Origin of the sequence: Maribacter sp. (assembly GCF_039974175.1) — a bacterium.
GTDB lineage: Bacteria > Bacteroidota > Bacteroidia > Flavobacteriales > Flavobacteriaceae > Maribacter_C.
Map to the genome: position 1 here is coordinate 179,120 of NZ_JBDWJN010000003.1, position 25,504 is coordinate 204,623.

The 25,504-nt window shown below is 39.8% G+C and carries 27 protein-coding genes and 1 tRNA gene; 10 read left to right on the plus strand and 18 right to left on the minus strand.

What is annotated here, in order from left to right; translation table 11 throughout:
* Nucleotides 1-5: 5 nt before the first annotated feature.
* From ABJN95_RS01860 to ABJN95_RS01920, 13 genes are all read right to left on the minus strand, one after another.
* On the minus strand, nucleotides 6-479 hold the full coding sequence (locus tag ABJN95_RS01860; protein WP_348368288.1) for a DinB family protein: 474 nt from the start codon (nucleotides 477-479) through the stop codon (nucleotides 6-8).
* 4 nt (nucleotides 480-483) lie between these two features.
* Nucleotides 484-843, minus strand: coding sequence for an MmcQ/YjbR family DNA-binding protein (locus ABJN95_RS01865; protein ID WP_348368289.1), 360 nt, complete (start codon nucleotides 841-843; stop codon nucleotides 484-486).
* Between the two features lie 7 nt (nucleotides 844-850).
* Nucleotides 851-1,384, minus strand: coding sequence for a GNAT family N-acetyltransferase (locus ABJN95_RS01870; protein WP_348368290.1), 534 nt, complete (start codon nucleotides 1,382-1,384; stop codon nucleotides 851-853).
* A 3-nt stretch (nucleotides 1,385-1,387) separates the two neighbouring features.
* Nucleotides 1,388-1,819 (minus strand): Dabb family protein, encoded by a 432-nt coding sequence (locus tag ABJN95_RS01875; RefSeq protein WP_348368291.1) that lies wholly within the window; start codon nucleotides 1,817-1,819, stop codon nucleotides 1,388-1,390.
* A gap of 11 nt (nucleotides 1,820-1,830) precedes the next feature.
* Nucleotides 1,831-2,457 carry a DUF4230 domain-containing protein gene (locus tag ABJN95_RS01880; RefSeq protein WP_348368292.1) on the minus strand — a complete coding sequence of 209 codons (627 nt, stop codon included), beginning with the start codon at nucleotides 2,455-2,457 and terminating at the stop codon, nucleotides 1,831-1,833.
* Nucleotides 2,450-2,812 carry a DUF4260 domain-containing protein gene (locus ABJN95_RS01885; protein ID WP_348368293.1) on the minus strand — a complete coding sequence of 121 codons (363 nt, stop codon included), beginning with the start codon at nucleotides 2,810-2,812 and terminating at the stop codon, nucleotides 2,450-2,452. The genes ABJN95_RS01880 and ABJN95_RS01885 overlap by 8 nt, the downstream gene beginning before the upstream one ends.
* Complete coding sequence (locus tag ABJN95_RS01890; RefSeq protein WP_348368294.1) at nucleotides 2,812-3,549, minus strand: cyclase family protein; 738 nt, start codon at nucleotides 3,547-3,549, stop codon at nucleotides 2,812-2,814. Before ABJN95_RS01890 ends, ABJN95_RS01885 begins: the two co-directional genes overlap by 1 nt.
* Nucleotides 3,550-3,635: 86 nt before the next feature.
* Entirely contained in the window at nucleotides 3,636-4,787 is a 1,152-nt protein-coding gene (gene hemW, locus ABJN95_RS01895) for a radical SAM family heme chaperone HemW (protein ID WP_348368295.1), read from the minus strand.
* Between the two features lies 1 nt (nucleotide 4,788).
* Nucleotides 4,789-5,457 carry a DUF3667 domain-containing protein gene (locus ABJN95_RS01900; RefSeq protein ID WP_348368296.1) on the minus strand — a complete coding sequence of 223 codons (669 nt, stop codon included), beginning with the start codon at nucleotides 5,455-5,457 and terminating at the stop codon, nucleotides 4,789-4,791.
* A 90-nt stretch (nucleotides 5,458-5,547) separates the two neighbouring features.
* On the minus strand, nucleotides 5,548-6,099 hold the full coding sequence (ruvC, locus tag ABJN95_RS01905) for a crossover junction endodeoxyribonuclease RuvC (RefSeq protein ID WP_348368297.1): 552 nt from the start codon (nucleotides 6,097-6,099) through the stop codon (nucleotides 5,548-5,550).
* Nucleotides 6,100-6,259: 160 nt separating this feature from the next.
* Entirely contained in the window at nucleotides 6,260-6,736 is a 477-nt protein-coding gene (locus tag ABJN95_RS01910) for a hypothetical protein (protein ID WP_348368298.1), read from the minus strand.
* A 112-nt stretch (nucleotides 6,737-6,848) separates the two neighbouring features.
* The gene (locus tag ABJN95_RS01915) at nucleotides 6,849-8,549 is read right to left on the minus strand and encodes a TonB family protein (protein WP_348368299.1); all 1,701 of its coding nucleotides are present in this window, start codon (nucleotides 8,547-8,549) and stop codon (nucleotides 6,849-6,851) included.
* A gap of 170 nt (nucleotides 8,550-8,719) precedes the next feature.
* Nucleotides 8,720-9,112, minus strand: a complete 393-nt coding sequence (locus tag ABJN95_RS01920) for a BlaI/MecI/CopY family transcriptional regulator (protein ID WP_348368300.1) — start codon at nucleotides 9,110-9,112, stop codon at nucleotides 8,720-8,722.
* 156 nt (nucleotides 9,113-9,268) lie between these two features.
* Here ABJN95_RS01920 and ABJN95_RS01925 point away from each other — a divergent pair, with 156 nt between their 5' ends.
* Together ABJN95_RS01925 and ABJN95_RS01930 are read left to right on the plus strand one after the other, a co-directional pair.
* Nucleotides 9,269-9,778 (plus strand): DUF456 domain-containing protein, encoded by a 510-nt coding sequence (locus ABJN95_RS01925; RefSeq protein WP_348368301.1) that lies wholly within the window; start codon nucleotides 9,269-9,271, stop codon nucleotides 9,776-9,778.
* A gap of 14 nt (nucleotides 9,779-9,792) precedes the next feature.
* Nucleotides 9,793-10,821, plus strand: coding sequence for a hypothetical protein (locus tag ABJN95_RS01930; protein ID WP_348368302.1), 1,029 nt, complete (start codon nucleotides 9,793-9,795; stop codon nucleotides 10,819-10,821).
* Here the strand turns inward: ABJN95_RS01930 and ABJN95_RS01935 are convergent.
* A complete protein-coding gene (locus ABJN95_RS01935; protein ID WP_348368303.1) occupies nucleotides 10,818-11,372 on the minus strand; it encodes a nitroreductase in 555 nt (184 codons plus the stop codon). The two genes, ABJN95_RS01930 and ABJN95_RS01935, sit on opposite strands and share 4 nt — an antisense overlap.
* 44 nt (nucleotides 11,373-11,416) lie before the next feature.
* A complete protein-coding gene (locus ABJN95_RS01940; RefSeq protein ID WP_348368304.1) occupies nucleotides 11,417-12,307 on the minus strand; it encodes a LysR family transcriptional regulator in 891 nt (296 codons plus the stop codon).
* 78 nt (nucleotides 12,308-12,385) lie between these two features.
* Between ABJN95_RS01940 and hutH the strand changes: the two genes are divergently transcribed.
* The 4 genes from hutH to hutG all read left to right on the plus strand — a co-directional run bounded on the left by hutH (nucleotide 12,386) and on the right by hutG (nucleotide 18,513).
* A complete protein-coding gene (gene hutH, locus ABJN95_RS01945) occupies nucleotides 12,386-13,966 on the plus strand; it encodes a histidine ammonia-lyase (RefSeq protein ID WP_348368305.1) in 1,581 nt (526 codons plus the stop codon).
* A 61-nt stretch (nucleotides 13,967-14,027) separates the two neighbouring features.
* Entirely contained in the window at nucleotides 14,028-15,275 is a 1,248-nt protein-coding gene (hutI, locus tag ABJN95_RS01950) for an imidazolonepropionase (protein WP_348368306.1), read from the plus strand.
* A 91-nt stretch (nucleotides 15,276-15,366) separates the two neighbouring features.
* Nucleotides 15,367-17,370 (plus strand): urocanate hydratase, encoded by a 2,004-nt coding sequence (locus ABJN95_RS01955; protein WP_348368307.1) that lies wholly within the window; start codon nucleotides 15,367-15,369, stop codon nucleotides 17,368-17,370.
* A 180-nt stretch (nucleotides 17,371-17,550) separates the two neighbouring features.
* Nucleotides 17,551-18,513, plus strand: a complete 963-nt coding sequence (gene hutG / locus ABJN95_RS01960; RefSeq protein WP_348368308.1) for a formimidoylglutamase — start codon at nucleotides 17,551-17,553, stop codon at nucleotides 18,511-18,513.
* A 39-nt stretch (nucleotides 18,514-18,552) separates the two neighbouring features.
* Here hutG and ABJN95_RS01965 read toward each other — a convergent pair whose 3' ends face one another.
* Nucleotides 18,553-19,710, minus strand: a complete 1,158-nt coding sequence (locus ABJN95_RS01965; protein WP_348368309.1) for a homogentisate 1,2-dioxygenase — start codon at nucleotides 19,708-19,710, stop codon at nucleotides 18,553-18,555.
* A 244-nt stretch (nucleotides 19,711-19,954) separates the two neighbouring features.
* The gene (locus ABJN95_RS01970; RefSeq protein WP_348368310.1) at nucleotides 19,955-21,232 is read right to left on the minus strand and encodes an NAD(P)/FAD-dependent oxidoreductase; all 1,278 of its coding nucleotides are present in this window, start codon (nucleotides 21,230-21,232) and stop codon (nucleotides 19,955-19,957) included.
* Nucleotides 21,233-21,357: 125 nt separating this feature from the next.
* Here ABJN95_RS01970 and ABJN95_RS01975 point away from each other — a divergent pair, with 125 nt between their 5' ends.
* The 4 genes from ABJN95_RS01975 (at nucleotide 21,358) to ABJN95_RS01990 (ending at nucleotide 25,199) form a co-directional block, all read left to right on the plus strand.
* Nucleotides 21,358-21,753: a group III truncated hemoglobin gene (locus ABJN95_RS01975; protein WP_348368311.1), complete on the plus strand. Its 396-nt coding sequence runs from the start codon at nucleotides 21,358-21,360 to the stop codon at nucleotides 21,751-21,753.
* A 29-nt stretch (nucleotides 21,754-21,782) separates the two neighbouring features.
* Nucleotides 21,783-23,174, plus strand: a complete 1,392-nt coding sequence (locus tag ABJN95_RS01980) for a Gfo/Idh/MocA family oxidoreductase (RefSeq protein WP_348368312.1) — start codon at nucleotides 21,783-21,785, stop codon at nucleotides 23,172-23,174.
* 67 nt (nucleotides 23,175-23,241) lie between these two features.
* On the plus strand, nucleotides 23,242-24,126 hold the full coding sequence (locus ABJN95_RS01985) for a sugar phosphate nucleotidyltransferase (protein ID WP_348368313.1): 885 nt from the start codon (nucleotides 23,242-23,244) through the stop codon (nucleotides 24,124-24,126).
* Nucleotides 24,117-25,199, plus strand: a complete 1,083-nt coding sequence (locus ABJN95_RS01990; RefSeq protein ID WP_348368314.1) for an aminoglycoside phosphotransferase family protein — start codon at nucleotides 24,117-24,119, stop codon at nucleotides 25,197-25,199. Before ABJN95_RS01985 ends, ABJN95_RS01990 begins: the two co-directional genes overlap by 10 nt.
* A 213-nt stretch (nucleotides 25,200-25,412) precedes the next feature.
* On the opposite strand, the gene ABJN95_RS01995 is transcribed toward ABJN95_RS01990, so the two are convergent.
* Nucleotides 25,413-25,486 (minus strand) — tRNA-Asp (locus tag ABJN95_RS01995).
* Nucleotides 25,487-25,504: the final 18 nt, after the last annotated feature.

The window sequence follows — 25,504 nt, forward strand, 5'->3', positions numbered from 1 at the left end:
CTTGCCTAGCTCTGCTTCGATGAATTTAGCATCGCAATTTGGCCTAAATGGTAGATGTCGTGTTGGGCAATGCTCGTGAGAATCGGTCCAAAAGCATATGCTTTTCCCGGCACTTGCTCCTCTAATAACTGGTCAGTCTTCTTATCTAAGATTTGTAGTAATTTATCTTGAGTTTTTTGAAGTGTATTTTTCAAGGTGTTCCATTCTTCTTCATTGTTGATGTAGATGTTATCCCAGTCATTTTCGCCGTCGATAATGATATTGTAAACCGAATCGCCCTCTAACTTTTTCCAAACAAAAATTCGCCAGTTGATTATGTGTTGCACTAGAACCGCAATGGATTTGTCTCCATAAACTTTATCATTAACTATTTGCCATGGAACTGCATTCAACTTTTCCATTACCGGAATGCCGTACCAAGGTTTTCCGTCAAAGGATTCTTTGAGATTGTGAATAATAATTTCTAGCTGGCTCTTCATTCCTCTAGCCTAAACTGTCGAATTCGACCTTTAACTTTTTAGTAAATTTTGAAACTACCAAATCGTAAGAGTGATCTACCAATTCCAATATCAATTTTGGGGGAAGCTGTTCTATCATAAGGGTATTCCAATGCACTTTACTCATATGATAACCAGCAATGATGGTACCATCATGTTCTTCTCGAAGTGCAATGGCCCTTTCTGGGTCGCACTTTAGATTTACCTGCGATGGCACTCTTTCTAGGCCAGATAATGCAAACATTTTGCCCATGACTTTAAATACCAATGTTTGTTCATCAAAAGGAAATTCCTCGGTAACTCCCTTTTTAGAAATGCAAAACTGTCTGAATTCTTCGATGTTCATTTGCTAATTAGTTATGGTGCAGGCTCTGAATCACTTTCAAATTTGGCCAATGGTACCTGGTCTTCGTTATCTCTCTGTCGCCAATATCAAAATCATTAACCGTCTCCACAGCTATTCCGCCTATGCGTTCGTAAAATCTGATGGCACTTGCATTGCTGGCAAGTACCCAAAGATACATCGATACCTTGTTCTTTTCTTTCAAAAATATAGCAGTATCACTCATTAACTTTTCACCGATACCTTGCCCAATAAATTTTGAATCTACATGAAGATTATCTATTAGAGTTCCATATTTTGGGTGATCATCAACATAGCCACAAATAAATGCTACGAATGCCTTGTCAATTTCCACAAGATTGATGAATTGATTGCGTCTTGGGTTTTCAAGACGATTTTTCCAAACTTCCAGCCTTTCTTCCAAAACCTCATTGTCTAAAAAGTGATCGCTAAAAGTACCTCTATAATTTTGTTGCCAACTTTTTGCATGAAGCATGGCAATAGCCTTAAAGTCGCTTTTGACCGCCGACCGAAAAGAAAACATGAATCAAATGGTTTTTGAATCGTACACAATTACTTTGGTCCACAACCCACTCGATTCTTCAATAAAGAGTTTATGCGGAGCCTCGTCTTGGTAATTCTGCTGTGCTTCAGCCGACTCAAAGGTCACAATCAACGAATAGGTAAACGAGCCATCAACTACATCTCGACTTGCCCTTGGGGGTGTACCAATAAATTTGGTTTTGGCGTATGCAGAATTATCTAAGAACTTTTGAAGCGATGTTTCAAAGGCAGCTCGATCTTCCTGGCTATCTGGATTTGCCAACCAAAAATAAACGGTATGCGCAAATGCAGGATCAAATTCTCTCATCATATTTGATTTATTGTTATTCCCTTGCATGCGGGAATCAGTAACGGTTTGACCAAAACTGGTCATTGTAAAGGTTAAAAATAAGAATGTGCAAATTGTTTTCTTCATGTTTTATCAATTTATTTTTCCAAAAGGTTCTTCTGCTCTTTAGCTGCAATCTCTAAGGCCGTGTAGTCTAATTTCCAGCCAATAGTCGCTACGATCGACTCAATTAACAGTACAGCTTCTAAGGCCTCCTTGCGCGCCGTTTCCATCAATCCGCTTTCTGGAATTTTTTCGCGTATGTGATTTTTGGCCTCGTTGTTTAAAGTTGTTAAATCATCTGGAGAAAACGAATTGAACATGCCATTTTTGATATCGTAAAATTCCAGTTCAGGTTCAATGGAAAGAATTTCTGGCTGTGGAAAGTTGGTAAGAATAATACGCTTATTATCTACGTCAGATGTTATATGAACCTTTTTTAAATCATATCCGATATGCGCTTTGGCGTTGATTACGATAAGGGCTTTCTTCTTACTTGTAACCAAGCTAAGAAAACGCTCTTTGGTATTTTCATATTTATAAATTTCCGCAAATTCACCCTCTACGGAAACTAATTTGCTTACGCTTCTAATCTTTTCCAAAAGCACTGTTGACTGATGCAAAGTAACCTCCTTACTTTGCTTTTTTTTGAAAAAAGTATATATCCAATAGGTAGCTATCGCTCCGAGAATAAGCCCCAATACCGTGTCAAAAATATTATCCATCTTCGCTATTTCCTATTTCTCCTAAATGTGTGAATTTAAATCCTTTGTCATATTTCAGTCCGTAACCCATAACGCGATCCATTGCTGAATGGGCAAACAAAATAACACCAGTCAATTGCGTTACCGGACTTGAAAGATAGGCTCCAAAAAGGTAAATCGCAATCGCAACACCCTTGTGATGAAACAAGTTGTACATAAAAGCGCCCACTTTATTTCCAAAAAGATAGCCGATCATGCCGATATCAGGGGTTAAAATTAAAACCAGAAACCACCACCATTGATAAGACAGCAAACTGAACAGATACACTCCCAATACAAACATAAATAACTCTTCTATTTTCAGACTGTTCCGCATTAGTCTTCAATTTTATAAAGTACGGGACGGCTTGGACTCGCATCATTTTCAAAAGGAGCCAGTTGTAAATTCAGGAAATATTTACCGTCTTTAATACTGTTAGGCACGTAAATAAATTCAGTGATTGTTGCCTGTTTTCGTACATCCCCATTAGCACACCAAAAGGCATTGTGCGCCAAAAGGGCTCCTCCATCTTTTTCCTTGTCTACTGATGGAAGGTCGATCAGCAAATGTTCTATGCCTTTTTCAACCAGATATTCAGCCGCCTGCTCTAACAAATATGGCGGATTCGTGTTTGAGTACTGCTTTGTTAGCTTATCCTTTATGTTAGGAAGGGTGCGAATGACAAGCGCTTCTCTTTTTTTATTCCCTAAAGCATATTGCAATTGCTTTCGAGAAATCACAAAATCGTCTTGATACTTTTCGGGAGCCAAGGTAATCACTTCAGCTTTAAAGAAGTATCGCTTTAAATTTTGATTTATAGAATGAAAATCTTCCGTAATATGGCCAACACATTCGGTATGTGTACCATGCGCATGTGGATTGAAACTAATATCATTAAAATTGGTGGCAGCACCTTCGGAAACCTTACCTACAAAATCACCCTCAACATGCGGTTCTATTTTTGGATGGTCAACATACCAAGCATTCACGTTTGAGGCATCGCCGCGCACGGGAATAGAAATATCCAAAGGCTTGGACAAATCGATGAAGTCGTTTTTGATTTTAGCTTTCATAGTACCTGATATGTCAGTCGGAGCGCAGTCTAAGACTAAGGTGTTACTAGTCCCCTGACTGCACTCAGAATGACATTAGTAAAACACTATCCCAAATTTAACATAAAAAGGTCGGCTGCAATACCATCGGCTAAAAAACGTCCCTTTTTGGTTGCCATAAGTACATCGTCATTGAAATATAAAAGCTGTTCTTCAAGGTACTTGTCAGCTTGTTGCAAAATGTATTCATGGTATTTTTCTCCAAACTCATTTTTAATCCTATTCAAAGAAACACCCCAAACGGTTCGCAGTCCTGTCATCACGTACTCGTTGTATTTGTCAGTGACAGAAAGTTTTTCTCTTTCAATTGGCAACTCATTCTTTTCTATGCATTTAATGTACTTCGGGTTATTATTGATGTTCCAAGCACGCTGCTCACCATCATAAGAATGTGCTGACGGACCAACACCCATATATTTTTTTTGTTGCCAATACGCCGTATTATTCTTAGAGAAATAGCCGGGCTTTGCAAAGTTGGAAATCTCATAGCTTTCGAAACCCGCCGCTTCCATCTTATCTAACAAGATGTTAAAATGTTCTTGCGCCACTTCATCGCTAACAGGTTTAACAATTCCTTTTTGAACAAAGCTTGCCAATGCCGTTTTAGGCTCTACCGTTAGCGCATAGCTCGAAATGTGAGGAATGCCGAAAGAAAGTGCTTTATCAATGTTCTGAAGCCAACGTTCATTGGTCATTTCTGGGATTCCATAAATCAGGTCTATGGAAATATTATCAAAATGTTTTGTCGCTTGACGGATGCATTCCTCAGCCTCTTGAGCATTGTGTGCACGATTCATCAACTTTAAATCTTCTTCAAAAAAGGATTGGATTCCTATGCTCAAACGGTTTATCCCCGCTTTCAAATACGCCTTGAAGATAGTTTTCGACTGCACTTGAACAGACACTAAATCATCAGGATTTGCTTCTAAAGTAATTTCGGGGCTATTGCCAATCTGATAATTTTCATAAACCGATTGAATAACACCTTTGATCTCTTCAGATGATAAAACCGAAGGTGTACCCCCACCAAAATAGATTGTCTCTACCTCCTCATCTTTAAACTCCTCTTTTCTTAGTTTTAGTTCTTTTTGTAGGGCAGCAACCATTGCTTCTTTCTTTCCCATCGAAGTAGAGAAGTGAAAGTCGCAATAATGACAGGCTTGCTTGCAAAAAGGGATATGGATGTATATTCCGGCCACTTCAGCTTTTGATAGAAATTATAATATAAGAAATTCCGAATGCGATTAAAGCATAGGAGACAATAGCCAAAAAATATAAGGGGATTAACTTAATAAGCACCCATATGCGGTTCTTCTTTATGGTCGATACAATAGCATAGGTAAAATATATAAACATCAATAATAATGCTCCCGCATGCATTTCGGAGGCTGTATAATGAATGTAAAACATATTTAAAGTAGCAAAAATTGTATATACCCCGATAAGATAAAAAGCAATGGCGACATACTCCGCTAGAGAATACTTTTTGAAGAAAAATAGTTTTAAATATAGCGCCAGAACAAAAATAAAGACAAATAGGAGTTTATCAATATTCAGCAACATAAAATTACGGGCTAAAGTCAATTTCCTCCCATCTACATATTCTGAAGAATCACCAACGTTGATTATAGAAGTATCTTGAAAAGGATTGTAGTCAAGCAAGGAGCGGATCAATAGGTACATTACTGTAGTTAGAATAAAGAAAGCCACGGGTTTATAGTAATGCTTTCTTTTTCCAGATAAAAACTCGCGAAACAGTTTACCTGGGTTAACGACCAATAACTTCAATGTATTGACCAGCGGCGCATCAACAGAAAACATGCTGTAGGCAAAATCATGAAAAGTCTCCTTAAATGTAATTTGGCCCACTGAGGTCCTCTGCCCGCACTGGTCACAGTAGGCATTAGAAACAGCTTGCCCACAATTTTTACAATATTTTTTTGCGTTTGTTTCCAAATACTACTTTACTCGAGATTTATTCTGTTTCACAAAGGCACCCCAGCCAGAATAACTTTTACTACCCTCAACGCGACCTTCATTATAGAAGTGACAAACAGCTGCGGCAAGGCCATCAGTGGCGTCCAAATTCTTTGGAAGGCTTTTCAACGCCAACATATTTTGCAGCATTTTAGCGACCTGCTCTTTACTCGCGTTCCCGTTGCCGGTGATCGCCATTTTTATCTTTTTAGGAAGATACTCTGTAATAGGTATTTCTCTAGAAAGCCCTGCGGCCATTGCAACGCCTTGTGCCCTGCCTAATTTCAACATTGACTGCACATTCTTTCCGAAGAAAGGGGCCTCAATGGCAATCTCATCTGGGTGGTAGGTATCAATGAGTTCGATGGTTCGTTCAAAGATCAATTTCAGTTTGGTATACGGATCTTTGTATTTGCTTAGCAGCAGTTCGTTCATCTGTATGAACTCCATCTTTTTATTGACCACTTTAATAATACCGAAACCCATAATGGTGGTTCCAGGGTCAATACCTAAAATGATCTTTTCTTTTGTCAAGGATTCCTAGTTTGTCGTTTTTTGTTCGAAACTACTCTTTTTGAGTTTGAACTTGGGTGTGTATGTAAATTTTTTAATGCTATAACCCTGCCACTGCCCACTTGCTCGGTCATTCAGGCTGGCACTAAGGATGAAATCTGCGGCCTATCATTTTCAAAAACTACTTGGAGTTTAGAAAAATAGGTATTCGAAAATTTGCACTTACAGGAATGCCCCTTTTGAGGGCCGGCTCTATTCTGGGCAGACTTTTTAGACTTTCGGTGACCTTGTCTTCAAACTTTTGCATTTGGGGACCAAAAATCTCTTTGTTTTCAATATCCAATATGGTAATAATTCCGTCATTCTCAATCCTAAAATCAAGAAAAACGACATCTTTGATCTCGGTTTCGCTCGTTAGTTGAAATTCTTGCAGGTCAGCCGACAGGTGCGACAAAAGCTGTTCTTCAAAACACTTTTTTTGCATTTCTTTTGAAACAAGTTCATCACAATCACTAAATAAGGGGTAATCATCTACATCGCTCCAATCGATTTGCTGCAACTCTCTTTCTACTAACTTTTGAGTCTTTTTATCTTTTGATTCGAAAAGACTACATGAAGTAAAGCCGCATAAAACCAATACCATTAATAAATTGCGCATAGGCCCCTAATCTTTGGCGGAAATTACGATTTTTTGGGGACATTGATTATTTGCAAAAACAAAGCCGAAGTGATTGCTTCGGCCTTAGAATTTTATACAGAAATCATTAGTTTCACTCCTTCTTTTTGGTGGTTATTTGAACAACGCCGTTTTTTCCTTTTTTACCATAAACGTTTTTTGCCGCTTCGCCCTTCAAAACCGACATCGATTCGATATCATTTGAATTAAGCATAGCCACTTTTTCCTTGGTAGATTCTTTTCCGTCAACCATATAGACTGGATCTAGATCGCCGTTCAACCCAAGTTTTATGATATCAGCATCTTTGACTTCATCCTGTAATTTAAAAGTAATTGGAATCGAATACGGAACATTTACCGCTATTCCTTTTTCCTTTCCCGGTACCATTTTCGGTAATCGCTTCATTATACGTTCGGCTTCATTTTCTAATAATTTATCTGGACCTCTTGTTCGAATAGTAGTGACATGTCCTTCCATATCAATAGTTAACATGATGCTCACGTTACCTTGAACTCCTTTTTCCTGAGCTTCTTTTGGGTAATTAAAATGCTTGCTGATATGTCTATGCATCTTTTCATTAAAGCATTTTCGTTTGTCATCTGCATCCCCACAGCCAGGAAATACGGGCACTTCATCGACATTTGCAAAAGTTACGGTCTGGTTGACTTGTAACATAGCTTCTTCCAAATCTTTGAGTTGCGTTTCAAGCTTGACTATGATTGGATCTCTTTCATCTCGGATTTCAAGCAACCTTTGACGTTCTTTGGCCAACCTATTATATAGTTCAACTGAGCTTTCACGCTCAACACTAACTTCGGTATCTTTTCCTAGAAATGCAGTGAACAAATCCATCTCGCTTTCCCCTAATTTAGAATCAATGGCCAATTTGGCATATATTTTTTCTCCGTTTGGTCCTGACAAATACGATCCATTCTCCGACCGAACAAACTTCATTGTCGAGTTTTTGTCTCGAACAAATAGTACCCAATCTTCTGAGCTTTCAGAGCGGTTTTTTAGTTGCCTAAAGATTTTGACTTCCTCTTGTTGGGTTAAATTTTCTATATTTTGCACTTGAATGACACCATCAGAATCTCCGGTAATTACTTCACATGATGTATAAAAAAGTATGCCTATAAGCATTGGAAGTAACAAGGCATACTTCAACCTAAACACTTTTTTTGATTTTTCCTTTGTTAACATAACGATTCGTTTTTTGATTAATGAGGTTTTTAAAAATTGATTAATGAATGATATTTTATGTGTTTGAAAGACCTCAGACAACAATAACTGGTATTGTTCCTTTTTGTTGGTCTTGGCCACCTGAGCGTCGGCAATGAACTCATGCAGTTCGGCAACTCGACTTTGATATACATAGACCAAAGGATTGAACCAGCCCACAATTCGCATTACTTCAAAGAACATTAAATCGTAGGAATGCCGTTGGCGAATATGTACCAGCTCATGCTGCAAAATACTTTTGTACCCCTTTTCGACTATTTTATCTCCAAGAAAAATAGATTTAAAGAAGGAGAACGCCATCGAACTATTCGAAACAATAACTCGGGTAAAGTCTTTAAAATAACGTACCTCTCCTTTTAACTTCAACCTATAAATCTGATAGAGCTTATATCCGAAGAGCAAAGTCGCCAAAAACATACCCCCAAATAGAAGTAGGTACTCCCATGAAATGCTAAGCGTTGTTTGTGGTACGGCGCTTGGGCTTATGGCCATATCATTTCTATTCCATAGAAACTCCGGATAAGCCTGAAAAGCTTCGGGCAAGTTGGTTTTCATTGCCTCTATTTTTATCCAAGGCAAAACCAACGATATAGCATAGGTGCCAATGAGATAAATTCGGTTCCATTGAAAGAATGTTTCCCGTTTTAAGAATAAATCATAAATGAGAAGAAACACCAATTGGAATGCGATGCATTCTAAGATATATTGTAGCATAAGATTAAAATTTAGATGCCGTCATTTTTATTAGTATCTGACGGCTCGTCAGTTTTCTTAATTTCCTTCATTATGGATTCCAAATCAGACAGACTCATATCATTCTTTTTCATAAAGAAAGACACCATACTCTTAAAAGAGCCCTGAAAATAACCATCGACTAACTTGTTGATCGATTGGTTGCTATAATCTGATTTTTTCAGAATAGGGAAATACAAATAGCCTTTCCCTTCTTGTTCGTGATCTACAAAACCCTTGCTTTCTAAAATTCGAACTATCGTCGAAACTGTGTTATAAGCCGGTTTTGGTTCGGGCAATTCTTTTATTATTGCGGCAACATTGCATTTTTGTAACTGCCATAAGATCTGCATTACTTCTTCCTCTGCTTTTGTCAATTGTCTCATTTGAACTAATTTTTTAGTTGAAATACGAAACAAATATAACTAAATTTTTAGTTTAAACTAATTTTTTAGTTGAATAATTGTATAAAGCTTCTTACGTACCCATTCAAACTGTAACAAATCATCATTATCTTCGTCCAATAGCAAACAGTAAATTACATGGATATTGCCTTACTTATAATTGGATTTTTATGTTGCTTGCTTGGCATCATCGGAAGCTTTCTACCCGTACTTCCCGGCCCGCCAGTGAGTTGGATCGGACTCCTACTCCTTCATTTAACCACAGCAGTAGCCGATGACTGGTGGTTTTTGGGAATAACCGGAGCCGTTGCCCTCTTCGTCTTCGCCATGGATTACGTCATACCAGCCATGGGAACGAAAAAATTTGGTGGCACCCGAGCAGGAATGATAGGAACTACCATCGGACTTATCGTTGGTATTATCGCTCCAATTCCCTTCGGAATCATTATCGGACCATTTGTTGGTGCATTTTTAGGTGAACTTTCGAATAAGGCAGATAACAAAACGGCCCTTAAAGCCGCATTTGGGTCTTTCCTTGGTTTTCTTACAGGGGCATTTATGAAGTTTGTGGTAAGTATGATTTTTTTAGGATTGTTTATAAAGATAGTTTGGGAATATAAAACAGCTTTGTTTCCTTTCTTTGACTAGATAAATCAAAACAGATGAGGCTATTTAAAATAGATCGATTGGTAGCGTTCAATTATGGGCTACCATTGCTCATTGTACTCATATCAATAATTTTAGGTATGAGTCCCTTACTAAAACAACAGCCAGAACTCGCAACGGCAATCACCTATGACTTAGTCTTAACGGCGCCTGTATTGTTCTTTATGCTGTCGTTCAAAAGCAAGGTCGCAAAGTTAAAAACCCTACCCTTTTTTATAGGAGGAACAGTTATTGCTACTTTTTTACTCCCCGAAAGTGGCCAAGAACATTTGGGCTATATTAAAACTTACTTTCTACCTTTTATCGAAATAATTGTTCTAGCCTTCCTATCCTTTAAAATTTACAAAGGGGTACAGGTTTATAAAGCGCATTCAAATCAAACGGCCGACTTTCTTACCATTAGCAAGCGCAGTGCAACCGCATTGTTTGGCAAGTCAAGATATGCTTCGGTCTTTGCCTCAGAGATAAGCATGTTGTATTATGCCTTTTTCTCTTGGAAACCAAAAAAGCTCAAAAAAAATGAATTCACGAAATACAAAGAGAATGCAAGCATAGCATTGGCCGGCGCTTTTCTTATGGTGATTTGCATTGAAACCTATGCGTTTCATGTGCTCCTAATGAAATGGAGCGCTATTGCAGCATGGACTTTAACCCTACTAAGTATTTATTCAGCCTTTAGTATTGTAGCGCATATGAAGGCACTTTTGAAAAGGCCTTCATTTTTAACCCATCAAAAGCTAATTTTAAGAAACGGGCTTCTTGCTGATATTGTTATTCCGCTTACCGAGATTGATAAAATCGAAGTCTTTTCAAAAGAATTGCATTCAAAAAATCTAAAGATTGGCAATCTTGGCTTCAACAAAGAAAGTTCAAACCACAACATCGCCATTCATTTTACCACTCCCCAAACCATCGAAAAGATGTATGGTTTTATTGAAGAATGCGATATCCTTTTAGTTCATATTGATGAAAAGAACAGATTTGTAACAGCGGTTCAAAAGAAATTGAATACACTCCAAAACTAGTCTATCCAAACCACCTTGTCTGCGATAGGTCTTCTTGTAACCTCGGGAAGCTCGGCATCATAATACCCCATATAAAAGAAGCCCAAACATTTTTCTCCTTCCTCAAAATCGAAAAATTCGTCCATGTACTTAATGAGCCCAGGAGAGCTCCAGTAACTTCCTATTCCCAGTTCGGTGCAACACAACCACATGTTTTGCACAGCCATTGCTGTAGCAGCTACTTCTTCCCATTCGGGTACGCTTTCTGTTAGATCACGTTGCATACAAATAGCGATAAGTGCCCCGGCCTTAGCGGGATTTTCCAACAATTTTCTAATTTTGATCTGCTTAGGTTTAGGGTCAACCTCTTGGTATTTTGCAGACAAAAACTTTCCTAGCTTTTCTTGTGAAGGGCCTTGCAAAACCTTAAAGCGCCAAGGCTCGGTCTTCTTGTGGTTTGGAGCCCAATTGGCAGCATCCAAAATTTGATCTATATCGGCTTTCGCAATAGGTTTATCACTGTATGAAGATGGAAAAACCGACCGTCTCTTCTTTATTAAATCGAAAATCATAGCGCTTCTTTTAATTATGCAAATTTAAGTTTTTGCGAACGTAATCAAGACTCGTTTAACAGCAAATTCACACCGTGTTTGAGCACGGGATTTCGATTGTCTTTTTTCCAAATAACAGACAGTTGGGCGCGTTGTTTTATTCGTTTAAGTTCTATGAATTTTACGTTCAGGTTGAAACCGTATTGTAGGGAGGTTGGAATAATAGCAATACCCAACTTATTTTCAACCAGCGTAAAAATAGTCTGAGCATGCACCGATCGATGTGAGACTTTTGGTGTAAAGCCAGCATCTTCACAAATGCTCATCACCTTATCAAAATACAAGGGACTATAATCTTGAGAAAAAAGCACAAAACGCTCTTCGGTTAATTGCTTCATTCCCTTAAAAGATTTGGCATCTAAAATATGATCTTTGGGTAAAACAATCGAAAAAGTATCTTCAAAAACAGGCCGAATGCGCAACTCCTTTGGCACCCTTGCCAAACGAACAAAACCCAAATCGAGTTTGTCTTTCAAAACTGCATTCAGCTGCGCATGATTGGAAAGCTCATCAAGACTCGTTTTAATATCGGGATAAGCATCTCGAAGTTTCACCAGCAATTGGGGAATAACATGCTGCATTGCTGAACCCAGAAAACCTATACGAAGCTCACCAGAATTTCCTTCGTTGATAAGTTTCAATTGTTTTTTAGTTAGCTCCAGATGGTTCAAAACAAATTCCAACTCCCCTCTTAAGTATTCTCCAGCGGGTGTAAGGGAAACTTTCTTTTTACTTCTGATGAATAGTTGCGCGTCTAATATCGCTTCCATTTGTTTAATCTGTCGGCTCAAACCTGGTTGAGAAATAAATAATCGTTCTGCAGCCTTACGATAGTGCAATTCTTCAGCAACGGCCATAAAATACTTAAAATGACGTAATTCCAATTGATAACTCATGGTTATTAAATACTAATTAAAATGGTATTGGTAATTATTAAAGATAGTACCTATTTTTATAAGTCCAAAATGCAGTTTATGATTTCAGTACCAACAACTTTTAATTTCGGAGAAGATCGGCTTACCGCTAGTATTAGTCTAGCTATTGCCTCAGGAAAAACCAAGACAAATTTAAGCTCAGTAGCCCGAAAGAAAATAGGAGCTAGCTGGCAAAGGGTGCAGCATATAATTGAAAAGGGGCACCCGGTGTACGGCATCAACACGGGTTTCGGACCCTTATGCACTACCAAAATATCAAAGGAAGAAACTACTATATTGCAAACCAATATTCTGCAAAGTCATAGTGTTGGCGTCGGCAAACCTATCGATACTGAAATCGCTAAGTTGATGCTTATTCTCAAGGTACATTCTTTAGCCAAAGGGTTTTCAGGAATTGCCGAAACTACCTTGGAGCGTATTATATGGCATATTGAAAATGATGCTATTCCAGTAGTACCTTCCCAAGGATCTGTAGGTGCCTCTGGTGATTTAGCGCCACTCTCTCATTTGTTCCTTCCATTAATGGGTCTTGGCAAGATCGTGCACCAAGGTCAAACCTATTCCACTTCTGAGTTCTTTCAAAAATTCAAATTAAAGCCACTAGAGCTGGGTCCTAAAGAAGGACTTGCCCTAATAAACGGAACCCAATTTATTGCCGCCCATGCGGTTAAAGTGGTGGCGAAACTGCATTCGTGCTTAGCACAGGCAGATGTTATTGGTGCCATGATGATCGAAGGCCTGCAAGGTTCGGTAAAACCCTTTTTCAATGAGCTCCATACCTTAAGGCCTTTTAAAGGAAATATACATGTTGCGAAAAGAGTGAAACGCCTGCTAAAGGGCTCCGAAATTATGGAAGATCATATCGATTGCGAACGTGTTCAAGACCCCTATTCTCTACGTTGTATTCCGCAGGTACATGGGGCATCTCGTAACGCTTGGTTACATTTAAAGGAATTGTTAGAAGTGGAATTAAACGCTGTCACCGACAACCCGATAATTATAGATGAGGAGCTCACCATAAGCGGTGGTAATTTTCATGGGCAACCCTTGGCCATGGCTTTGGATTACGCTTGTTTGGCTGCCTCAGAAATCGGAAATATTTCAGATCGTCGTATTTATTTGGCTTTGGAAGGAAATAGCCCGGGTGTTCCCAAATTGTTAATGCAAGATACGGGAATCAACTCTGGTTATATGATTTTACAATATACCACGGCCGCACTGGCAAGTGAGAACAAAGGCCTGTGTTTTCCTTCTAGTGCGGATAGTATTCCAACATCTCTGGGTCAAGAAGATCATGTTAGCATGGGTTCTATAAGCGGTAGAAAGGCACTGCAAGTAATCGAGAACGTTGAAAAGATTTTAGCTATCGAATTACTAACCGCTGCCCAAGCTTTTGAGTTTCGCAAACCCATGAAATCTGGAATTTTCTTGGAAGAAATTCATAAAGAAGTTCGCAGCAAGGTAGCCTTTGCCGATAGGGATCGCGTTTTTGCAGATGATATTGAAAAGGGTATTCAACTGATAAAAGATCAGACCCTAATGCAGTTGATCAGTGAAATAAGTGAAAGAGAGAAAATTTCTTTGTCGACCGATTACTCTGATGAATTTGAAGTATATTAAAAAGAAAATAGAGACGAGATCTTAATTTGTCTAAACGCTATTTTCTGAATTAGAACAAAACATGTACAGAAAAAAACTCATAGGTCCTTTCAGACAACTTATTCCAATGACCGGGCTTGCACTGAAAGGAGCCATCGCTGATAGTCAGTTGACTATTCTCGAAAATGCAGGAATCCTAATTAAAGATGGAGACATACTGGCTATTTCAAGTTTTGAAGACCTTGCAAAGAATTCCGAAGACGTAGAAATACAAGAGCTCAAAGGAAATCACACTTGCATTCCTGGCCTCATAGACGCCCATACTCATATTTGTTATGGAGGCTCTCGCGCCAAGGACTACGCCATGCGAAATGCAGGCAAAACCTATTTGGAAATTGCAAAAGCCGGTGGAGGTATTTGGGATACCGTTACACAAACGCGAAAAGCCAGCAAAGAAGCCTTGATAAAAAGTACCACCAAACTTGCCAATCGCCATCTAAAAAACGGGGTTACGACTCTAGAAGTTAAAAGTGGTTATGGCCTATCAGTAGACGAAGAGCTTAAAATGCTACATGCTATCAAAGAAACAAATTCCCTTGTTGCGGCTGATTTGATTCCTACCTGTCTGGCTGCCCATATGCTTCCAAAAGACTACGACGGAAACCAAGAAGCCTATTTGGCCGAAATAAGCACCAAGTTATTTCCAATTTTAAAAGAACAGAGGTTGGCCAATCGTATAGATGCCTTTGTTGAAGAGAGTGCCTTTTCTGCTGCACAAATTGCGCCTTATTTTGAAAAAGCAAAGGCCATGGGTTTTGACATTACGGTGCACGCAGATCAGTTTTCTACTTCAGGAAGCCAAGTTGCCGTTGATTTTGGAGCGCTAAGCGCTGACCATTTGGAAGCCAGCACGGAAACTGAAATAAACCTCTTGGCCAAAAGCGATACCATTGCCACGGCGCTGCCGGGCGCTTCTCTTGGATTAGGCTGTGGTTTCACCCCTGCACGGCAGTTACTAGATGCAGGCGGGTCACTTGCAATCGCCAGTGACCATAACCCTGGTTCTGCCCCAATGGGCGATTTGTTGACCCAAGCTTCTATTCTAGGCGCTTTTGAAAAACTTTCTAACGCAGAGGTTTTGGCAGGAATTACTTTTCGTGCCGCCGCCGCTCTTAAATTGAATAATAGAGGGCGATTGGCGAAAGGGTACCATGCCGATTTTATAGGCTTCCACACAGATTATTATCAGGAAATCTTATATAACCAAGGCAATTTCAAGCCTTGCATGGTCTGGAAAAATGGAGATTTGGTTTTTGATAAACACAGCTAGAAGTACGAGGTAGCAAAATTGAAAACAGGATGGTCTCCTTGTTAGCATAAAAGAGGGGCTATCCGAAAAGTACAACACGGATAAAATACCAATGAATTTCAAACAACAAATACTACAGGGCATCCCAACACAACTTCCTTTAAAAAAGGAATATTCCTTGGCTACTAGCCACGCTCCCAAAAGAAAAGATATCCTTTCGTTAGACGAAAAGAAATTAGCCATTCGAAACGCCTTGCGCTATTTCCCCAAAGATTGGCACGCTGAGCTGTCTAAAGAATTTGCAGAGGAGCTTAAAAGGTACGGGCGTATTTACATGTACCGATTCAAACCTAATTACGATATTTACGCACGTTCCATCGACGTTTATCCAGCTAAAACGGCCCAAGCCGCAGCGATAATGTTGATGATTCAAAATAATTTGGATCCAGCGGTAGCCCAACATCCTGATGAATTAATTACTTATGGTGGCAATGGTGCTGTTTTTCAAAATTGGGCGCAGTACCTTTTGACGATGCAATATTTGGCAACCATGACATCGGAACAAACATTACATATATACTCTGGTCATCCAATGGGACTATTTCCTTCTTCAAAAGAAGCGCCTCGTGTTGTGGTAACTAATGGCCTGATGATACCGAACTATTCCAAACCCGATGATTGGGAAAAATACAACGCCTTGGGGGTTACTCAATACGGGCAGATGACTGCGGGTTCCTATATGTATATTGGGCCGCAAGGTATCGTACACGGCACGGCTATTACAGTGATGAATGCCTTTCGCAAGGTTTTGCAAGAGCATGAAAACCCCGCAGGAAAAGTATTTCTAACGGCCGGTTTAGGTGGCATGAGTGGTGCACAACCCAAGGCGGGAAATATTGCTGGCTGCATCACTATTTGTGCAGAGGTAAATGCTGCCGCAGCTAAAAAGAGGTATGAGCAAGCTTGGGTAGACGAGCTGATTACCGATATGGATGCGCTAGTCGTAAGAGCTAAAAAAGCTATAGCTGATAAAGAAGTTGTTTCACTAGCCTTTATCGGAAATGTAGTTGATGTATGGGAACGTCTTGACCAGGAAAACATTTTCATTCATTTAGGGTCTGACCAGACCTCATTGCACAACCCATGGGCTGGAGGCTATTATCCTGTCGGATTATCTTTTGAGGCCTCGAACAAGATGATGAGTGAAAACCCGTTAGCGTTTAAGGAGAAGGTGCAAGAATCACTGCTCCGACATTCCGCGGCTATAAACAAGCATGCTGCTAAAGGAACCTACTTCTTCGACTACGGAAATGCATTTTTGCTCGAAGCATCTCGAGCAGGAGCAGATGTAATGGCCTCAAACAACATAGATTTCAAATACACATCCTATGTTCAAGATATATTAGGGCCCATGTGTTTCGATTACGGATTCGGACCTTTTCGATGGGTATGCACTTCTGGAAATCAAAAAGATTTGCTTAAAACAGATGCGTTAGCGCTTGAGGTAATGAACACCATTAAAAGAACAGCTCCCAAAGAAATTCAACAACAAATGCACGACAACATTAAGTGGATTCGCGAAGCAGAAAAGAACAATTTGGTCGTTGGTTCGCAAGCACGCATACTGTATGCTGATGCAGAAGGAAGAGCAAAGATCGCAGAAGCTTTTAATCAAGCTATAAAATCAGGAGAAATCTCAGCTGCTGTTGTTCTTGGACGAGACCATCATGATGTAAGCGGCACCGATTCTCCCTTCAGGGAAACCAGCAACATTTACGACGGCAGCAAGTTTACTTCAGATATGGCTCTGCACAATGTGATTGGCGACAGTTTTCGTGGAGCAACTTGGGTTTCTATTCACAATGGTGGTGGTGTAGGCTGGGGCGAAGTAATAAACGGCGGTTTTGGAATGGTACTTGACGGGTCAGAAGACGCCTCTAGACGACTGAAAAACATGCTCTTTTATGATGTAAACAATGGGGTTTCAAGACGAAGTTGGGCCAGAAATGAAGAGGCGCTTTTTACTATAAAACGAGAAATGGAACGAACGCCAGAATTAAAGGTTACTTTGCCTAATTTAGTAGAAGAGGAAATACTCGAAGGTTTATTTAGGTAATTTGCTCCTGGCTAAAATCTTCACAAAGTGAAATCAAGACCGCGATGTAAACACATTCAAGAACAGAGCTAAATAGGTCATCCTTCTTGAATCTAAAGTCTTATTTCTTCAAAAGGTAATCGTCTAATTCAGCCAATATAATGATATGACCAAGGTAATTCCTGTCAGACAAATCAGAAAATGAACCGATACCTAGAAACAAACCCGAAATTATGGACTGGTCGACAATCGGGCCAGCAACACTATTTGCACGAGAAGGTGCAATGTATTAACCTCGAAAGAGATTCGATACCCAAAGCATCAGCAAAAAGTTTTACCCTTTTAGGCTATGCCTGTGATGAAGGTGTTAAACGCAATAAAGGCAGGATAGGAGCCTTTGACGGACCAGATGCCATTCGAACTGCCCTTGCAAAATTGCCCAATCATCTTGAAAATGAAAGTACGCTAAATGACGCAGGAACCCTAGAGTGTGTCGATGGTAAACTCGAAAATATTCAAGCGCATCTCGCTGAAAAGGTAACACAACTTTTAAAACAAAATACGTTTCCTATTCTATTGGGTGGTGGGCATGATATCGCTTATGGGCATTACAATGGCATAAGAAACTACTTCGCAAATGAAAAAACTGTTGGCATTATCAATTTCGATGCGCACTTTGATTTGCGTTCAAATACCAATGGAAACAATTCAGGAACACCTTTTTACCAGATTGCTAAAGACTGTAGTGAAAATGGGGAGGTCTTCAAATATCTTTGCCTGGGTATTCGGCAAGATGCCAATGACAGGTCACTTTTTCAAACAGCTGCAGATTTAGGGGTAAGCCATGTGGGGCATACAAAATTTACATCAAATTATGCCGAACAGGTCGTACGCGTAGTTTTGGATTTCATTCGAGAAGTAGACCATATTTATGTTACCATCGACCTAGACGGATTTTCATCAGCCTATGCCCCCGGAGTAAGCGCTTCGTCACCAATGGGGTTTTCTCCAGACACGGTCTTGGATACGCTGCAAATGATTATTGATTCTAAAAAGCTGATTAGTTTTGACATAGCAGAAATGAATCCGCAATATGATGTAGATAACCAAACAGCCAAGTTAGCCGCAAGTTTGATTCATTTCATCATACATCAGATACAGTGAATTTTCTGTCATTTCAAAAGGTGTCAAGCGAAGGCAAACCTATTCCAACCAAGACTGGTAATACTTCCCATCATCAATATCAAGAGCAAGCTGCGTTAGTTGCAAAGGTTTGAACGTATCAACCATCACTGCCAATTCTTCCGTGCCTTTTTTGCCAATACTAGCTTCATAGGTTCCGGGGTGCGGACCATGCGGAATTCCCGCTGGATGCAAGGAGATATAACCTTGGTCTATTCCCTTTCTGCTCATGAAATCTCCATCAACATAATATAAAACCTCATCTGAATCTATATTTGAATGATTGTAAGGGGCAGGTATAGCTTGCGGATGGTAGTCATATAATCTAGGACAGAAGGAACAAACGACAAAAGCACTGGTTTCAAAAGTCTGGTGAACCGGTGGTGGCTGATGAACTCGGCCCGTAATAGGTTCAAAATTATGAATAGAAAATCCGTAGGGAAAATTATATCCATCCCAACCAACGATATCAAAAGGATGTGTTGCATAGATCAAATGGTGTAATTGCCCTTGCTTTTTCACCTTCATCATAAATTCACCCTTTTCATCATGGGTCTGCAAATTCTGCGGTAGTTTGAAATCACGTTCGCAATAAGGGGAATGTTCCAAATGTTGTCCGAACCAATTGCGGTAGCGTTTAGGGGTATAAATCGGATGATAGCTTTCCGTTATTAACAATCGGTTATCTTCCGAATCGAATTCCAATTGATAAATCATCCCTCTAGGAATCAATAAATAATCTCCATACTCAAAAGGAATCTCACCGAGCATAGTTTTCAATGTGCCTGAACCTTTGTGGATGAACAAGAGTTCATCGGCATCCGTATTTTTATAGAAATAGTCGGTCATTGAATTCTTTGGCGCTGCCAAACCAACGTGAACATCGGAATTGAACAGCAGGGTCTTTCTACTATCTAAATAATCATTCTCGGGTCTGATATCAAACCCCTTTAACAATCTAGACTTAATGTTATGTGCTACGGCAGCCCGAGGGGCAATATCCAAGCTTTTACCCACTTCCTTTACTTGGGTAGGACGGTGCAAATGGTACATTAGCGATGACATTCCGTCAAAACCAATGGTACCGAATAACTGTTCGTAATGCAGGCTACCATCTTCTTTCTTGAAAACGGTATGTCTTTTTTGCGGCATTTTGCCCAATTTGTGATATAACGGCATAGAAATTATTCGCTTAGTTTACTTGATTAAATTTACGATAATTTGAAGGTTATCTAAAGGAAAGCTCAAAATAAAACAATGGCGAAAAACTCTAGTAATAAGAAAATTTGAAGCATAAAAAAAAGCCCTCCAACTTGGAAAGCCTTTCATTGGCCCTAACCTAAATTCATAGGTTATGGGTCACAACACAACGCTGCAAATATAGCAAAGCTTTTTTAATACGGTCGTAACATCCTTTATCAAACTACGTTTTCTGTTTAAAAGGTCGTACTATCAGGCGAGCGGCCTTGTCGTAGTTGATATAATTGTAAGCCCAATTAAAGAATACCACTACCTTATTCCGAAAACCTACCAAAGCCATTAAGTGAACAAACATCCAAATAAACCAGGCGAAAAAGCCGCTAAACTTTAGTTTACCCAAATCAGCGACGGCCCTGTTTCTGCCAATGGTTGCAAGTGTGCCTTTATCGAAATAAGTAAAAGGCTTCATAGCTTTGCCACTAAAAAGTAAATCGAAATTTTTGGCAAGATGCTCTCCTTGCTGAATAGCAGGTTGTGCGACTTGCGGGTGTCCATTTTTGAACTTTTCGGTTTCCATATAGGCAATATCACCAATGGCAAAAATAGCGTCGTAGCCTTCTACCTGATTAAAACGATTGACCTTATATCGATTCAATCGCGCTACAACTTGGGTCGATTCAAAGCCTTCTATCGCAGCTCCTGTTACGCCCGCGGCCCAAATTAGGTTTTTAGTTTTTAAGGTGTTACCACCGGCTTCGGTCAATACATCACCATCATAGTCGGCAACGATTGTATTTACATGTACCTTCACACCCAAATTTTGCAAAAATTGATTGGACTTTTCGGAAGCATGCGTACTCATGGGCGAAAGTATTCTAGGCCCACCCTCAAAAAGATGAATTTCCATTTCATCTACATTCAAATGCCGATAGTCTTTTGGAAAAACATTGCGCTTCAACTCGGCAAAAGCACCGGCCAGCTCTACCCCTGTCGGCCCAGCGCCCACGATGCAGAAAGTGAGTAACGCCTTGCGCTCGGGATCGCTCTCCGAATCATCGGCCTTTTCAAAATTTTGGAGCATCAAACTCCGTATGTTCAATGCCTGCGGAACGGTTTTCATCGGCATGGCATGTTTTTCTATATTTTTATTACCGAAGAAATTCGTCTTAGTACCAGTAGCCAAAACCAAATAATCATAGGTCAATGCACCTAGGTCTGTTTGTATTTCTTTGGTATCGGGATTTATTTTTTCTACAGATGCTAATCGAAAGTGAAAGTTCTTCAATCGCTTTAACACTTTACGAATGGGATAAGCAATAGAATCTGGCTCTAGTCCACTAGTGGAAACCTGATATAACAAAGGTTGAAAAGTGTGGTAATTATGACGGTCAATGAGTACAACTTGAACATCTAGGTCTTTAAGCTTTTTTGCGAGGGAAATTCCGCCAAATCCACCACCGATAATAACAATTCTTTTTTGAGAAGTTTTAGGTAAATTCATGTTGAATTTTACACAAAATTACGACGCGATAGTGTAGCAAAAAAGCTTTGACCCAATTAGTTTTCAGCTATAGTTTAATGCCATTTTGATTGTACTCACAATTGAAAATTCACTACTTTCATAACATGAAGGGCAAAGCAGATATTACCACAAGGAAAGACGTGAAACTCCTAGTGGTGACTTTTTATGAAAAAGTCAGAAAACATGATATTCTCGGTCCTATTTTTAACCAGATCATTTCCGATTGGGAAGCGCATTTCGAGCTCCTTACTGATTTTTGGGACACCCAACTTTTCTTAAAGCGCAAGTACCACGGCAATCCGGTTACTGTACATCAAGAGGTAGATAACAAAATAAACAATACGGTCACTTCAGAACACTTCGGCCTTTGGCTGAACCTTTGGTTTAAAACCATAGACGAACTCTTCGAAGGTGAAACGGCATGGATTGCTAAAAACAGGGCCCAAAAAATGTCCACCATGTTATTCCTTAAAATATTTGAGCATCGTAAGAAAAATTAATTACTGTCAAATTCACATACTTTGTTACTATGAAAAAAGAAACTTCCCGTAGATCATTCCTTAAGAAAGCTGCATTAGGATCGGCAGCAATAAGCACCGTTCCAATGGCTCTTACCGCTGGCTATGAACAAAGGTTGCTGCTACATAAAAACTATGAGTTGCAAAACTTCTCCGCCAATGACCAGATCAACCTAGGCTTAATAGGTTCTGGCATACAAGGAATATATGATACTTCTACAGCGCTCAAGGTGCAGGGGGTAAAACTGGTCGCCGTATGCGATTTATACACCGGAAGGCTAGACCGGGCCAAAGAACTCTGGGGTACGGATTTGTTCACTACTCGCGATTATCGAAAACTCTTGGAACGAAAAGACGTCGATGCCGTCATAGTCGCCACTCCAGATCATTGGCATAAAAAGATCACTATTGATGCGTTAAAAGCCGGCAAACACGTGTATTGCGAAAAGCCCATGGTGCAAAAATTTGGGGAAGGGAAAGAAATAATCGACGCCCAAAAATCTACAGGAAAATTATGCCAAGTAGGAAGCCAAGGCATGTCTTCTTTAGGAAATGAAAAGGCGAAACAATTATACGAAGATGGCGCTATCGGAGAAATTGTACTATTGGATATGCAAAATAATCGCTATTCCTCAGAAGGGGCTTGGCAATATCCGATACCTCCAGATGCAAATCCTGAAACGGTTGATTTTGACGCCTTTTTAGGGAAAGCGCCTAAAGTGCCTTATGAGTTGAAGCGGTTTTTTCGGTGGCGCAATTATCAAGATTACGGAACCGGAGTAGCGGGTGATTTGTTTGTGCATGCTTTTTCTACACTAAATCATGTAATAAGTTCCCATGGCCCAAATCGGGCCATGTCGACAGGAGGATTGCGCTATTGGAACGATGGCCGTGATGTTCCAGATGTGACGGTTACCCTATATGATTATCCAAAAACAGAAACACATGCGGCTTTCAATGCTGCTTTTCGTGTTAATTTTATTGCAGGTGGAAATAGCGATGGTAGTTTTAAACTTACAGGCACAGAAGGATCTATGGAAATCGGTCAAAACTCGGTAAAATTGACACGTTCAAAGTTGGGAATGGTACCAGGAGGATACTCAATGATTGCCTATACGGAAGCCACACAGCAAAAAATCAAAGCAGATTATGCATCTAAAAATCTAGAAAGCAGAGCTTCTGCCCTAAATGTTGGTGAAACTATCTGGGAAGCTCCAAGAAACTATAAAGGTGGCCATTACGATCATTTTTACAACTTCTTTCAAGGCATTCGAGGAAAAGGAAAAATTATTCAAGACCCTACTTTCGGATTACGGGCAGCTGGTGCCGCCCTTTTGGCCAATGAAAGCTACTTTAAGAAGCAGCCTGTAAATTGGAATCCAACAAGTATGAAACTGCTATAGATTTCACAAAATTCAATTTTCGTATCGAATACAAACTCCTATTTTTGTCGCTTAAAACAGAAAATACATGACCTTACTTTTAATGGCCGCGGGTAGTGGAAGCCGCTACGGCAAACTAAAACAATTTGATGATCTGGGGCCTGCTGGTGAGTTTCTTATGGAATTCGCCATGTATGATGCTATTAAAAACAACTTTGATCATATCGTGGTCATTACCAAAGCAGAAAATGTTGCTTTTCTTAAAGATCATTTAAGCGGTCGATTGCCTCAACAAATCAAGTTAGATGTTTTAGCTCAGGAAAAAACAGATCTCCCCGATGGAGTATGTTTCAATGGTGAGCGTAAAAAACCATGGGGCACTGCTCATGCCGTATGGACGGCGAGAAATGTCATTGATGGTCCGTTTGCCGTTATCAATGCAGATGACTTCTACGGGCAGTCGGCATATGCCAATGCCGCAGACTTTATGCAAACGCATTCGAGTGACAACACCTATGCTTTACTTGGCTATACGCTAAAAGATACACTTTCAGAGCATGGTTCGGTTTCTCGTGGGGTTTGTATGGTTGATGGAGATGATCTCACTTCTGTAGAAGAGCGGCTTGAACTAGAGCAACAAGGAGATCATGTTATCGATCATCATTCTGGCAACGCCTACACCGGAAACGAACAAGTGAGCATGAACTTTTGGGTTTGTAAGCCCTCCATTTTCAACAAGATCGAATCTGAATTTCGTATTTTTCTAACAGACGAAGATCGCATCGCCAATAGTGAGCTTTACTTACCGATTACCATTCAGCAAATGTTACAGGAAGGTGAAGCAAGCGTAAAACTTGTGCCTTCAGGTGGTGATTGGTTTGGGGTTACCTATGCAAGTGATAAGGAAAGAGCGATGAAAAGCTTACAAGATAAAACTGTTGAAAGTCAATACATTTCGCCTTTATGGCAATAGTTACAGCGAAATATTCCCAAGAAGATCTCAATGCAATCTTAAGAGGGTTCAAGGTTGATACTAGGGAATACGCATTTCAACCTTTAACGGCAGGCTACATCAACGATACATTTTTAGTGATTAGCGAAAAAACACCGGTATTCGTACTGCAAAGAGTCAATCACAATGTCTTTGAAAATATTGAGGGCCTGATGACCAATATTGATAGGGCCTTCAAACATTTAAAAGCAACCGATTATACACAAATAAAACTCATGCCAGCGGCCTCAGGAAAGGCATATCTATCGCATACGTCAGGGTATTGGCGTGTTATGACTTATATAGCAGATAGCACTACCCACAATGTAACCACCGACCCAGATATTGCTTTTGAAGCAGGTAGAATTATAGGAAGGTTTCATACACTATTGCAACATCAACCGCTAATGCAGTATAGGGATACCATTCCCAAATTTCATGATCTAGAGCTTCGTAGAATGCAGTTTCTTGCGGCATTAGCCAAGGCATCTGACGATAAAAAAGAAATTGCCGGAAGCGCAATTTTCTTCTCTCAAGAAATGCTGGAGACATTGACGGGTATGAATACCAAAAAATTACCTCAACGTGTTTGCCATAATGACACCAAACTCAACAATATTCTATTTTCCAAGGCAACCCGCAAAGCGCTTTGTCTTATTGATCTTGATACCTTAATGACTGGGTATTTCCATTTCGATTTTGGGGATGCTGTACGAACTATTGTGAATACTGCTTCTGAAGACGAGCAAGACCATTCCAAAATAAATTTTGAAAAACAGCTGTTTGAATCTTTTATTGATGGCCTTGCGTCGAACGGTCCTTTTTTAAAAAAGGAAGAAATTCAAGCGCTGGCTTATGGTGTAATTCTTATGCCCTTTCTGCATGGTTTAAGAGCACTAACAGATTACCTCAACAATAATATTTACTATAAGGTAACTTATGAGAATCAGAATTTAGACCGTTGCTTGAGTTTGTTTGATTTCACAAAAAAAGCCTTTAAGAATCTGCAGTACATGGAAAGGGAAATAGCAAAATCGATAAAAGCGTTATCATAGTATTGAAGTTAGAACCAAATGAAGTTTTATAAAACATATATAATATGACCCTAGCGATAACCAAAACGCTATGTAAATATGCCTTCGGGCTAACCCCCTGCTTTCATATGGACTGACACTGTTACGGCCCACTAACTTGGCTATAAAATTCTGAGATTTTCGTTTTAAAACTTTGATGCTAAAAAAAAGCCTCAACTTTCATTGAGGCTTTTGCGGTCTGGACGGGACTCGAACCCGCGACCCCCTGCGTGACAGGCAGGTATTCTAACCAACTGAACTACCAGACCAATGATTTTATCTTATGA